The 12,370-nt window shown below is 39.0% G+C and carries 10 protein-coding genes and 1 other annotated feature; all 10 genes read left to right on the forward strand.

Translation table 11 applies throughout. From position 1 onward, the window contains the following. The first annotated feature begins 142 nt into the window (after nt 1-142). The 10 genes from nusG (at nt 143) to rpsL (ending at nt 12,339) form a co-directional block, all read left to right on the forward strand. Entirely contained in the window at nt 143-676 is a 534-nt protein-coding gene (gene nusG, locus WAK64_RS19200; RefSeq protein WP_336588623.1) for a transcription termination/antitermination protein NusG, read from the forward strand. A gap of 167 nt (nt 677-843) precedes the next feature. Then, nucleotides 844-1,269, forward strand: a complete 426-nt coding sequence (rplK, locus tag WAK64_RS19205) for a 50S ribosomal protein L11 (protein ID WP_336588624.1) — start codon at nt 844-846, stop codon at nt 1,267-1,269. A 113-nt stretch (nt 1,270-1,382) separates the two neighbouring features. Beyond that, nucleotides 1,383-2,081 carry a 50S ribosomal protein L1 gene (gene rplA / locus WAK64_RS19210; RefSeq protein WP_336588625.1) on the forward strand — a complete coding sequence of 233 codons (699 nt, stop codon included), beginning with the start codon at nt 1,383-1,385 and terminating at the stop codon, nt 2,079-2,081. Between the two features lie 59 nt (nt 2,082-2,140). Beyond that, nucleotides 2,141-2,294, forward strand: a sequence feature (ribosomal protein L10 leader region). 44 nt (nt 2,295-2,338) lie between these two features. Beyond that, on the forward strand, nt 2,339-2,839 hold the full coding sequence (rplJ, locus tag WAK64_RS19215; protein ID WP_336588626.1) for a 50S ribosomal protein L10: 501 nt from the start codon (nt 2,339-2,341) through the stop codon (nt 2,837-2,839). Nucleotides 2,840-2,889: 50 nt separating this feature from the next. Then, nucleotides 2,890-3,255 carry a 50S ribosomal protein L7/L12 gene (gene rplL, locus WAK64_RS19220; protein WP_336588627.1) on the forward strand — a complete coding sequence of 122 codons (366 nt, stop codon included), beginning with the start codon at nt 2,890-2,892 and terminating at the stop codon, nt 3,253-3,255. A 126-nt stretch (nt 3,256-3,381) separates the two neighbouring features. Continuing rightward, complete coding sequence (locus WAK64_RS19225) at nt 3,382-3,981, forward strand: class I SAM-dependent methyltransferase (protein WP_336588676.1); 600 nt, start codon at nt 3,382-3,384, stop codon at nt 3,979-3,981. Nucleotides 3,982-4,217: 236 nt separating this feature from the next. Beyond that, the gene (gene rpoB / locus WAK64_RS19230; RefSeq protein ID WP_336588628.1) at nt 4,218-7,775 is read left to right on the forward strand and encodes a DNA-directed RNA polymerase subunit beta; all 3,558 of its coding nucleotides are present in this window, start codon (nt 4,218-4,220) and stop codon (nt 7,773-7,775) included. A gap of 59 nt (nt 7,776-7,834) precedes the next feature. Then, nucleotides 7,835-11,431: a DNA-directed RNA polymerase subunit beta' gene (gene rpoC / locus WAK64_RS19235; RefSeq protein WP_336588629.1), complete on the forward strand. Its 3,597-nt coding sequence runs from the start codon at nt 7,835-7,837 to the stop codon at nt 11,429-11,431. A gap of 133 nt (nt 11,432-11,564) precedes the next feature. Further along, a complete protein-coding gene (locus tag WAK64_RS19240) occupies nt 11,565-11,813 on the forward strand; it encodes a 50S ribosomal protein L7ae-like protein (RefSeq protein ID WP_336588630.1) in 249 nt (82 codons plus the stop codon). Between the two features lie 103 nt (nt 11,814-11,916). Further along, nucleotides 11,917-12,339, forward strand: coding sequence for a 30S ribosomal protein S12 (rpsL, locus tag WAK64_RS19245; protein WP_336588631.1), 423 nt, complete (start codon nt 11,917-11,919; stop codon nt 12,337-12,339). Nucleotides 12,340-12,370 lie beyond the last annotated feature (31 nt).

Here is a 12,370-nt window from a genome sequence, read left to right on the forward strand (position 1 = left end):
ATCCTTCATGTAGGCATGGTATAATGTTGAAGGAAAGAGAACTAGTTTACAAAGCCCGGTTACCGGGTTTTTTCATTTGTATGAAAAGTGAATTAAACAGAGATTTAGAAAATGAGGAGGGAAGGACGAAACGTCCCTATAAATGGAAAAGAATTGGTATGTTGTTCATACGTATTCAGGTTATGAAAATAAGGTAAAGGCGAACCTTGAGAAACGTGTTGAATCAATGGGTATGCAAGATAAGATTTTCCGTGTGATTGTACCTGAAGAAGAAGAAACAGATGTTAGAAACGGAAAGACGAAAGTTTTAAAGAAAAAAGTATTCCCTGGCTATGTCATTGTGGAGATAGTAATGACAGATGACTCCTGGTATGTTGTTCGAAACACACCTGGAGTGACAGGATTTGTAGGGTCAGCTGGTTCTGGTTCGAAACCAACCCCACTTTTGCCTGAAGAAGTAGAGAATATTTTAAAACAGATGGGCATGGAAGAGAAACGTGTGGAAGTTGATTTTGAATTAGGTGAAACCGTTACAGTAAAAGAAGGACCGTTTGCAAACTTTACAGGAGCCATTGAGGAAATGGATGTTGCAAAGTCAAAAGTAAAAGTTTTAGTAAATATGTTTGGTCGTGAAACTCCTGTAGAGCTTGATTTTACACAAATAGAGAAATTGTAAGAAAAACTTGAAATGATTCTAAAAAGATGATACTATTTTTTAAGTCAGTATGTCTCACTAGGAGAGACTGAACATAAGATAATATTTTATGTTGCTTTAAACATTTTATAATTGAGTGGGAGGGTAAATCCCTATTACCACATCACGGACTTAAGGAGGTGTGTCTCGTGGCTAAAAAAGTAGTGAAAGTAGTTAAGTTACAAATTCCTGCTGGTAAAGCAAATCCAGCTCCACCGGTTGGTCCTGCATTAGGTCAAGCTGGTGTTAATATCATGGGATTCTGTAAGGAGTTTAATGCTCGTACAGCAGATCAAGCTGGCTTAATTATTCCAGTTGAAATTTCGGTTTTTGAGGACCGTTCATTTACATTTATCACAAAAACTCCACCTGCAGCTGTTCTTCTTAAAAAAGCAGCTGGAATCGAATCTGGTTCTGGTGAACCAAATACGAAAAAAGTGGCAACAATCAAACGTGACAAAGTACGTGAGATTGCTGAATCAAAAATGCCTGATCTAAACGCTGCAAATGTTGAATCTGCAATGCGTATGGTTGAAGGTACTGCACGTAGCATGGGAATAGTTGTTGAAGACTAATCCTTTAACTGATTGTTTTTGGACGAGGTTGCGAGATTGTGAATATGGATATCTCGCAACCTTTATTCGTGGGAGGTTATTCCGCTAAAACCACATATGAGGAGGAAAATAAAATGGCTAAAAAAGGTAAAAAATATCTTGAAGCTACTAAATTAGTTGATCGCACAAGTGCATATGCAATTGGAGAAGCGGTCGAACTTGCTAAGAAAACAAGTACAGTGAAATTTGACGCTACTGTTGAAGTTGCTTTCCGTCTAGGAATTGATGTACGTAAAAATGATCAACAAATCCGCGGAGCTGTCGTACTACCAAATGGTACTGGTAAAACTCAACGCGTCTTAGTATTTGCTAAAGGTGAGAAAGCAAAAGAAGCGGAAGCTGCTGGCGCTGATTACGTTGGAGATGCAGAATTCATTAACAAAATCAACCAAGGTTGGTTTGAGTTTGATGTAATCGTTGCTACTCCAGATATGATGGGTGAAGTTGGTAAGCTTGGTCGTGTATTAGGGCCTAAAGGATTAATGCCGAACCCTAAAACTGGAACTGTTACATTTGATGTAACAAAAGCAGTAAACGAAATCAAAGCAGGTAAAGTAGAATACCGAGCAGACAAAGCTGGTATTATTCATGTACCAATTGGAAAAGTATCTTTTGAAGATGCGAAGCTTGTTGAAAACTTCAACACGATTTTTGAAACAATTGACAAAGCGAAACCTGCTGCAGCAAAAGGAACTTACATGAAATCTGTGAACATTACAACAACAATGGGACCAGGAATCAAAATTGATCCTTCTACTGTAACTGTTAAATAATAACAAAATAATTAAGCTGTTGACAGTATTAGTTATTTAAAATATAATAAATTCTGTTGTTTAAATTAACATTTGTACCGGAGACAGTAGGGGTATCTATACTTAATAATCCTACCGAGGTAATAGCGATATATTCTTTCAGTGATGAACTGAATGTCTATTGCCTCCATGTCTACCTTGAAGTGTATATATGGAGGCTTTATTGTGTCCGTGAACGGTATAAATGTTCATCTAACAAATCTATAGGAGGTGTAAAGATGAGCAGTGCTATCGAACAAAAGAAGGTTTTAGTAAGTGAGATTACAGAAAAGCTTGAGAAAAGTGTTTCTACAGTAGTTGTTGATTATCGTGGTTTAACAGTAGCGGAAGTTACAGAACTACGTAAGCAACTTCGTGAAGCGGGTGTTGAGTTTAAAGTATTCAAAAACTCAATGGTACGTCGTGCGGCTGAATCTGCAAACTTAGCTGGATTAAACGAAGCATTAACAGGTCCAAACGCGATTGCGTTGAGTACTGAGGATGTTGTAGCTCCAGCGAAAATCCTTAACGATTTCGCAAAAGATCACGAAGCACTAGAAATTAAAGCTGGTGTAATTGAAGGAAACGTTGCGACAGCTGAAGAAGTGAAAGCTCTTGCTGAACTTCCATCACGCGAAGGTTTACTTTCTATGCTATTATCTGTACTTCAAGCGCCAATGCGCAATATCGCTCTTGCAACTAAAGCTGTTGCTGACCAAAAGGAAGAGCAAGGAGCGTAATTTAATCGTTACGTTTTAAAAACTTATACAATTTTAAGGAGGAACAAACAATGACTAAAGAGCAAATCATTGATGTAATTAAAGAAATGACAGTTCTTGAACTGAACGACTTAGTAAAAGCAATCGAAGAAGAATTTGGAGTAACTGCTGCAGCACCTGTAGCTGTTATGGGTGGAGCTGCTGGTGGAGACGCTGCAGCTGAGAAAACTGAATTTGATGTTATCCTTGAAAGTGCTGGATCTTCAAAAATCAAAGTTATCAAAGCAGTTCGCGAAATCACAGGCCTTGGTCTTAAAGAAGCGAAAGAACTTGTTGATAACACTCCAAAAGCACTTAAAGAAGGTATTTCTAAAGAGGAAGCTGAAGAACTTAAAGCTAAACTTGAAGAAGTTGGCGCTGGTGTAGAAGTTAAGTAATGTTAACTGGTAAAAAGCTCGCTGTTTAAGCGAGCTTTTTTTCACTTTTATTCTTTAAATTTAGAATATACTATAAGAATAATTATTCATAAGAAATCTACTATTCATTTTTGTAGGAGGGTCATGATGACGGATCATTATTTCTCCCGTACACCTAACGTTGATAGTAACCCAACATATTGGGATTTTGAGCTAAGAAATAATATTTTTCATTTCAAAACAGATCAAGGAGTTTTTTCTAAAAACGAAGTGGATTTTGGATCTCGTTTACTTATTGAAACATTTCAAGTTCCAGAAGTAGTAGGGAACCTTCTAGATGTGGGTTGTGGATATGGTCCGATAGGCATTTCGTTGGCTAAAAGTTATGAGAATTTAACCGTGCATATGATTGATGTAAATGAAAGAGCTCTTTCACTAGCAGCGCTAAATGCTGAAAAGAATGGTGTGCATAATACCCGCATTTATGAAAGTGACACATTGCAATCGGTTGAGGAGTCGTTTGCGGCAATTTTAACAAACCCGCCAATTCGCGCTGGGAAGGATGTTGTGCATTCGATATTAACTCAAAGCTATGACCATCTTGTCAAAGGTGGAGAATTGTGGGTAGTCATACAAAAGAAACAAGGAGCGCCTTCTGCGCAAAGTAAAATGAAGGAGCTTTTCGGTGATGTTGAGGTCGTAATGAAGAAAAAAGGCTATTATATATTAAAAGCACAAAAACATTGACGCCTCATAGTTGCTATGATAATATTATAAAATGCAAAATTATTAACATCCGGTAATATGCCTTCATGTATATTTGTTGGATGTTTTGGAAAAAATAATAAAATAATAGCTCGTCATGTGGAAATTGAGGTTTTTTGGATTAAAACCCTTTTTCTTTTTGTCTTGTGATAGGATCTCTGTCCTAAGATAAGACATGATAGACGCAACCAAAACGCTTGATTTGAGGGGTGAATCAGTTGACAGGTCAACTTGTTCAGTATGGACGACACCGCCAACGCAGAAGTTTTGCGCGTATCAGTGAAGTACTAGAATTGCCAAACTTAATTGAAATTCAAACTTCATCTTATCAATGGTTTCTTGATGAGGGATTGAGAGAAATGTTTCATGACATTTCGCCAATCGAAGATTTCACTGGTAACCTATCTCTTGAGTTTATTGATTATAGCTTAGGAGAGCCAAAATATCCGGTGGACGAATCGAAAGAAAGAGACGTTACATATTCTGCGCCGTTGCGTGTGAAAGTTCGTCTTGTAAACAAAGAAACCGGAGAAGTGAAGGACCAAGATGTATTTATGGGTGACTTCCCATTAATGACGGAAACGGGAACGTTTGTTATTAATGGTGCTGAGCGTGTAATCGTTTCTCAGTTAGTACGTTCTCCAAGTGTCTACTATAGCGGTAAAGTAGATAAGAACGGAAAGAAAGGTTTCACAGCGACTGTAATTCCAAACCGTGGTGCTTGGTTAGAGTATGAAACAGACGCAAAAGATGTAGTTTATGTTCGTATTGATCGAACTCGTAAACTACCTGTAACAGTACTATTGCGTGCACTAGGATTTGGCTCTGATCAAGAAATCATCGATTTAATTGGTGATAATGAGTACATCCGAAACACTTTAGAAAAAGACAACACGGAGAGTATTGAGAAAGCGTTACTTGAAATTTATGAGCGTCTACGTCCAGGTGAACCACCTACAGTAGAAAACGCCAAGAGTTTATTAGTTTCTCGCTTTTTTGATCCGAAGCGCTATGATTTAGCAAATGTTGGACGCTACAAAATGAACAAAAAGCTTCATATTAAAAATCGCTTATTTGGTCAAGTATTAGCCGAAACACTTGCTGATCCAGAAACTGGAGAAATTATAGCAGAAGAGGGAGTAACGCTTGATCGTCGTACACTAGACAAAATTCTCCCTTATTTAGAAAAAGGTATTAATATCTCTGCACACCGTCAAGTAGGTGGTGTCATCGAAGATGATATTCAATTACAAACGATTAAGATTTACGCACCGAATGAAGATGGAGAAAAAGCAATTAATGTTATTAGTAATGCATACGTAGAAGAAGAGGTTAAGCATATTACAGCTTCCGATATTATTGCGTCTATTAGCTACTTCTTTGATTTACTTCATGGTGTAGGGGATACTGATGATATTGATCATTTAGGTAATCGACGCCTACGTTCTGTTGGTGAACTCTTACAAAATCAATTCCGTATTGGTTTATCACGTATGGAGAGAGTTGTTCGTGAAAGAATGTCCATTCAGGATACAGCAACGATAACACCACAGCAATTAATTAATATTAGACCGGTGATTGCTTCTATAAAAGAGTTCTTTGGTAGCTCACAATTATCTCAATTCATGGACCAAACAAACCCACTAGCAGAACTTACTCATAAACGACGGTTGTCTGCTCTTGGACCTGGTGGATTAACTCGTGAACGTGCAGGATTTGAAGTTCGTGATGTTCACTATTCCCACTATGGCCGTATGTGTCCGATTGAAACTCCTGAGGGACCGAACATTGGTTTAATTAACTCACTTTCATCATTCGCTAAAGTGAATCGTTTCGGTTTTATTGAAACACCTTACCGCAGAGTAGATCCAGATACAGGTAAGGTTACGGGCCGAATTGATTATTTAACAGCAGATGAAGAGGATAATTACGTAGTAGCACAAGCAAATGCTCGATTAGGAGACGATGGCTCTTTCCTAGATGAGGAAGTTGTAGCTCGTTTCCGTGGAGAAAATACAGTTGTTATGCGTGAACGTGTTGATTATATGGACGTTTCACCAAAGCAAGTCGTATCAGCTGCTACAGCGTGTATCCCTTTCTTAGAAAATGATGACTCCAACCGTGCGCTAATGGGAGCGAACATGCAACGTCAAGCAGTTCCGTTAATGCAACCTGAATCACCAATTGTTGGGACAGGAATGGAGCATGTTTCAGCTAAAGATTCTGGTGCTGCTGTTATTTGTAAACACGAAGGAATTGTTGAACGTGTTGAAGCCAAAGAAGTTTGGGTTCGTCGTATTATCAATGTTGATGGCAAAGAGGTACAAGGTGACATCGATAAATACAAAATGCAAAAATTTATTCGTTCCAATCAAGGAACTTGTTATAACCAGCGTCCAATTGTAAGCGAAGGTAACCGAGTTACTAAAGGGGAAATCTTAGGAGATGGACCTTCTATGGAAAAAGGTGAACTTGCGCTTGGGCGTAACGTAATGGTTGGCTTTATGACATGGGATGGATATAACTACGAGGATGCTATTATTATGAGTGAGCGCCTTGTAAAAGATGATGTATATACATCAATTCATATAGAAGAATATGAATCAGAATCTCGTGATACTAAGCTTGGACCAGAAGAAATTACTAGAGACATTCCAAATGTCGGAGAGGATGCTCTTCGTAATTTGGATGAACGAGGAATAATCCGAATCGGTGCAGAAGTAAAAGATGGTGACTTGTTAGTTGGTAAAGTTACGCCAAAAGGTGTAACGGAGTTAACTGCAGAAGAGCGTCTCTTACATGCGATTTTTGGAGAAAAAGCTCGTGAAGTTCGTGATACATCGCTTCGAGTGCCACATGGTGGCGGCGGAATTGTTCTTGATGTAAAGGTATTTAATCGTGAAGATGGGGATGAACTTCCACCGGGAGTAAATCAACTCGTACGCGTTTATATCGTTCAAAAGAGAAAAATCTCTGAAGGGGATAAGATGGCAGGACGACATGGTAACAAAGGGGTTATCTCAAGGATTCTTCCTGAGGAAGACATGCCTTACTTACCAGATGGAACGCCAATTGATATAATGCTTAACCCACTAGGGGTACCATCACGTATGAACATCGGTCAAGTATTAGAGCTTCATTTAGGTATGGCAGCTCGATACCTTGGCATTCATGTGGCATCTCCAGTATTTGATGGAGCACGCGAAGAAGATGTTTGGGGTACGATTGAAGAAGCTGGTATGGCTCGTGATGCAAAAACGATCCTATACGATGGAAGAACGGGTGAACCGTTTGACAACCGTGTATCTGTTGGAATCATGTATATGATTAAACTAGCACATATGGTTGATGATAAACTTCACGCGCGTTCTACAGGTCCTTATTCACTTGTTACACAACAACCACTTGGAGGTAAGGCTCAATTTGGTGGTCAACGTTTCGGTGAGATGGAAGTTTGGGCATTAGAAGCCTATGGTGCGGCATATACATTACAAGAAATCTTGACAGTAAAGTCGGATGATGTTGTCGGTCGTGTGAAAACTTATGAAGCGATCGTAAAAGGTGAAAATGTCCCTGAACCAGGTGTACCAGAATCGTTCAAAGTATTAATTAAAGAACTACAAAGCTTAGGTATGGATGTAAAGATTCTATCGAGCGATGATCAAGAAATAGAAATGCGTGATCTGGAAGATGAAGATGACGTTCATCAAGCAGACACTTTAAATATTGCTGAAAAAAATGAATCAGAAGCTGAAAAAGTTGGGTCTCAAGAATAAGACTCACTAATTTTAGGTCATAAGGGTTAAAACCTGAGATTAAAAGGGAGGTCGGCCCCTTGCTAGATGTAAATAACTTTGAGTACATGAAAATTGGTCTTGCTTCACCTGATAAGATAAGGTCTTGGTCGTATGGAGAAGTAAAGAAACCAGAAACAATTAATTACCGTACGTTAAAGCCGGAAAAAGACGGTTTGTTCTGTGAACGCATCTTTGGCCCAACGAAAGATTGGGAATGTCACTGTGGAAAATACAAACGTGTCCGTTACAAAGGTGTAGTTTGTGATCGTTGTGGAGTAGAGGTAACTCGTGCAAAAGTTCGTCGTGAACGAATGGGTCACATTGAGCTTGCGGCTCCTGTATCACACATCTGGTACTTCAAAGGAATTCCAAGTAGAATGGGACTTGTTCTTGACATGTCCCCTCGCTCCTTGGAGGAAGTCATTTACTTCGCTTCTTATGTAGTAACAGAGTCAGGCGATACGGCGTTAGAGAAAAAGCAGTTACTTTCAGAAAAAGAGTATCGTGCTTATCGTGAGAAGTATGGTGTGAAATTCCAAGCTGCTATGGGTGCAGAAGCAATTAAAAAGCTTTTACAAGACATCGATTTAGATAAAGAAGCAGAAATGTTAAAAGAAGAATTGAAAACAGCTCAAGGACAACGTCGTACCCGTGCGATTAAACGACTTGAGGTAGTTGAATCTTTCCGTAACTCTGGCAACGATCCAGACTGGATGATTCTAGATGTTCTTCCTGTTATCCCACCTGAGCTTCGCCCAATGGTGCAGTTAGACGGAGGTCGTTTCGCTACTTCCGATTTGAATGATTTATATCGTCGAGTTATCAACCGAAATAATCGTTTAAAGCGTTTATTAGACCTTGGAGCGCCAAGCATTATTGTTCAGAATGAAAAACGTATGTTACAGGAAGCTGTTGATGCCTTAATTGATAATGGTCGTCGTGGACGCCCTGTTACAGGTCCTGGTAATCGTCCGTTGAAATCTCTTTCACATATGCTAAAAGGAAAACAAGGTCGTTTCCGTCAAAACCTATTAGGTAAACGTGTTGACTATTCTGGTCGTTCCGTAATTGTAGTAGGACCGAACCTGAAGATGTATCAATGTGGATTACCAAAGGAAATGGCACTTGAGCTCTTTAAGCCATTTGTAATGAAAGAATTAGTAGAAAAGGGTCTCGCTCATAACATTAAGAGTGCTAAACGAAAAATTGAGCGTGTACAACCAGAAGTATGGGATGTTTTAGAGCAAGTGATTAAAGAGCATCCAGTATTATTAAACCGTGCTCCGACACTTCATAGACTAGGGATTCAAGCGTTTGAGCCTAGACTAGTAGAAGGAAGAGCAATTCGTCTTCACCCTCTTGTGTGTACAGCTTATAATGCTGACTTTGATGGAGACCAAATGGCTGTTCACGTACCATTGTCAGCTGAAGCGCAAGCTGAAGCAAGGATGTTAATGCTTGCAGCTCAAAACATTCTTAATCCTAAAGATGGAAAACCTGTTGTTACACCATCACAGGATATGGTTTTGGGGAACTATTATTTAACAATGGAACGTGCTGGAGCAATCGGTGAAGGGACTATATTTAAAGACACAAATGAAGCATTATTAGCTTACCAAAATGGGTATGTTCATCTTCATACACGTGTGGCTATTAATGCAAAGTCATTAAACAATCAAACGTTTACTGAAAAACAAAATAATCAACTGTTAATTACGACGGTTGGTAAATTAATCTTTAATGAGATTCTTCCAGAAACCTTCCCGTATATAAATGAACCAACAAAAGAGAATCTTGAAAAAGAAACACCGAGTAAATACTTTGTTGAACCAACAGAAAACGTGAGCGAACATATCTCCGCTCAAGAATTGATTGCACCTTTTAAAAAGAAAATTCTAGGTAATATCATTGCTGAGGTCTTTAAGCGTTTCCATATTACAGAAACATCAAAAATGCTTGACCGAATGAAAGACTTAGGATTCAAATATTCTACTAAAGCTGGTATTACAGTTGGTGTTTCCGATATCGTCGTATTGGCGGAAAAACAACAAATTCTTGCTGAAGCACAGAATAAAGTTGACAATGTAATGAAACAGTTTAGACGTGGATTAATTACCGAAGAGGAACGTTATGATCGGGTCATTTCCGTTTGGAGTGAAGCGAAAGATACGATCCAAGGGAAACTAATGAAAACGCTAGATCTTTCTAACCCAATCTTCATGATGAGTGATTCAGGAGCTCGTGGTAATGCGTCTAACTTTACCCAACTCGCTGGAATGCGCGGTCTGATGGCCAACCCAGCTGGTCGAATTATTGAGTTGCCAATCAAATCTAGTTTCCGTGAAGGGTTAACAGTACTAGAATACTTTATTTCTACTCACGGAGCACGTAAAGGTCTTGCCGATACAGCACTGAAAACAGCTGACTCTGGTTACCTTACTCGTCGTTTAGTAGATGTAGCGCAAGATGTTATCGTGCGTGAAGAAGATTGTGGAACGGACAGAGGTTTACATGTAGCCTCTCTGAAAGAAGGAACAGAAATTATTGAACCTCTTGAAGAACGTCTTATTGGCCGATATTCTAGAAAAACAATTAAACATCCTGAAACACAGGCTGTCATTGTGGAAGAAAACGGCTTAATTACAGAAGACCTTGCCTTCCAGATTGTCAACGCTGGAATAGAATCAGTTTGGATTCGTTCTGCCTTTACATGTAACACACGCCACGGAGTATGTGAAAAATGTTATGGTGTAAACTTAGCAACTGGACAAAAAGTTGAAGTGGGAGAAGCAGTAGGTATTATTGCAGCTCAATCAATTGGTGAGCCAGGAACTCAGCTTACAATGCGTACATTCCATACAGGTGGAGTTGCGGGTGATGATATTACTCAAGGTTTACCTCGTATTCAAGAGCTATTTGAAGCGCGTAATCCGAAAGGTCAAGCTGTAATTTCAGAAATAAGTGGTGTTGTGACAGCGATTAATGAAATTCGTGATCGCCAACAAGAAATTGTGATTCAAGGTGATGTTGAAACAAGAACCTATACCGCTCCATATACGGCAAGATTGAAAGTAGCTGTTAATTCGGAGATTACAAAAGGTCAAGTTCTGACAGAAGGTTCAATTGATCCAAAAGAATTACTAAAAATTCGTGATGTGAATTCTGTTCAAGAATATTTACTTCTTGAAGTGCAAAAGGTATACCGTATGCAAGGGGTAGAAATTGGAGATAAGCACGTAGAAGTAATGGTACGTCAAATGCTTCGTAAAGTACGTGTTATCAATGCAGGCGAAACGGATGTTCTTCCTGGAACATTATTGGATATTCACCAATTTACCGATGCAAATAGAAAGGCGTTAAAGGCTGGAAATACACCAGCAACAGGACGACCTGTTCTGTTGGGTATTACTAAAGCCTCTCTTGAAACGGACTCTTTCTTATCTGCAGCCTCTTTCCAAGAAACGACTCGTGTTTTAACGGATGCAGCAATTAAAGGAAAGCGTGACGAATTACTAGGTCTTAAAGAGAATGTTATTATAGGTAAACTTGTACCAGCTGGTACAGGAATGCAGAGGTATAGAAAGTCTGAACCTGTTTTAAATGAAGAAATTGAAGAAACACTGACTGTAGAGTAATCTAAACAGGTGCGTTGTGTTCGCACAACGCACCTGAAATTTCTTAATTTCACTTGTTGACATAGTGGATTTAAGATGATAATATATTCAAGGTTGCTCCTATTCTTTACCCTGTCACTTTGGAGGATGTTAAATGTCTTATGAAAAAGTAACACAGGCGAAAAGTGTCATTGTAGGAACAAAGCAGACAGTGAAGGCTATTAAAAATGGTATGGCTAATGAAGTGGTTATTGCAAAAGATGCAGATCCTAGGATTACTGCTAAAGTCTTAGAAATAGCTACAGAAATGAAAGTACCAATTCTTACTGTAGATTCTATGAAAAAGCTCGGTAGAGCTTGTGGAATTGAAGTAGGAGCTGTAACTGTTGCTATCATTTATTAATTAGGTTTTTGTGAGTAAGAGGTACTCGCAAAGACTTTGTTTTTACCCAATAATGAACCACCTGGATGTGTGGGCTTAACATAAATGAAGGGAGGAAATTTTCATGCCAACTATTAACCAATTAGTACGCAAACCTCGTCAGTCTAAATCAAGTAAATCTAAGTCTCCAGCGCTTAACAAAGGTTATAACAGCTTCAAAAAAGCGCAAACAGACGTATCTGCACCTCAAAAACGTGGTGTTTGTACGCGTGTTGGGACTATGACACCGAAAAAACCGAACTCAGCTTTACGTAAATATGCTCGTGTTCGTTTAACGAATGGTATTGAGGTAAATGCTTATATTCCTGGTATTGGACACAACTTACAAGAACACAGCGTAGTACTTATTCGCGGTGGACGTGTAAAGGATTTACCAGGGGTACGTTATCACATCGTTCGTGGAGCGCTTGATACAGCAGCGGTTGAAAATCGTATGCAAGGCCGTTCAAAATACGGTACTAAGCGTCCAAAACCAGCAAAAAAATAAATTAACCATAACAGCTAGTTAACAGCATCGC

Origin of the sequence: Bacillus spongiae (assembly GCF_037120725.1) — a bacterium.
In the GTDB taxonomy this organism is placed as follows: Bacteria; Bacillota; Bacilli; order Bacillales; family Bacillaceae_K; genus Bacillus_CI; species Bacillus_CI spongiae.

Excerpts from the sequence above, each read along its gene's own strand:
- nusG (WP_336588623.1), top strand. The coding sequence starts at position 143 with ATGGAAAAGAATTGGTATGTTGTTCATACGTATTCAGGTTATGAAAAT.
- rplA (WP_336588625.1), top strand. The coding sequence starts at position 1,383 with ATGGCTAAAAAAGGTAAAAAATATCTTGAAGCTACTAAATTAGTTGAT.
- rplJ (WP_336588626.1), top strand. The coding sequence starts at position 2,339 with ATGAGCAGTGCTATCGAACAAAAGAAGGTTTTAGTAAGTGAGATTACA.
- rplL (WP_336588627.1), top strand. The coding sequence starts at position 2,890 with ATGACTAAAGAGCAAATCATTGATGTAATTAAAGAAATGACAGTTCTT.
- WAK64_RS19225 (WP_336588676.1), top strand. The coding sequence starts at position 3,382 with ATGACGGATCATTATTTCTCCCGTACACCTAACGTTGATAGTAACCCA.
- WAK64_RS19240 (WP_336588630.1), top strand. The coding sequence starts at position 11,565 with ATGTCTTATGAAAAAGTAACACAGGCGAAAAGTGTCATTGTAGGAACA.
- rpsL (WP_336588631.1), top strand. The coding sequence starts at position 11,917 with ATGCCAACTATTAACCAATTAGTACGCAAACCTCGTCAGTCTAAATCA.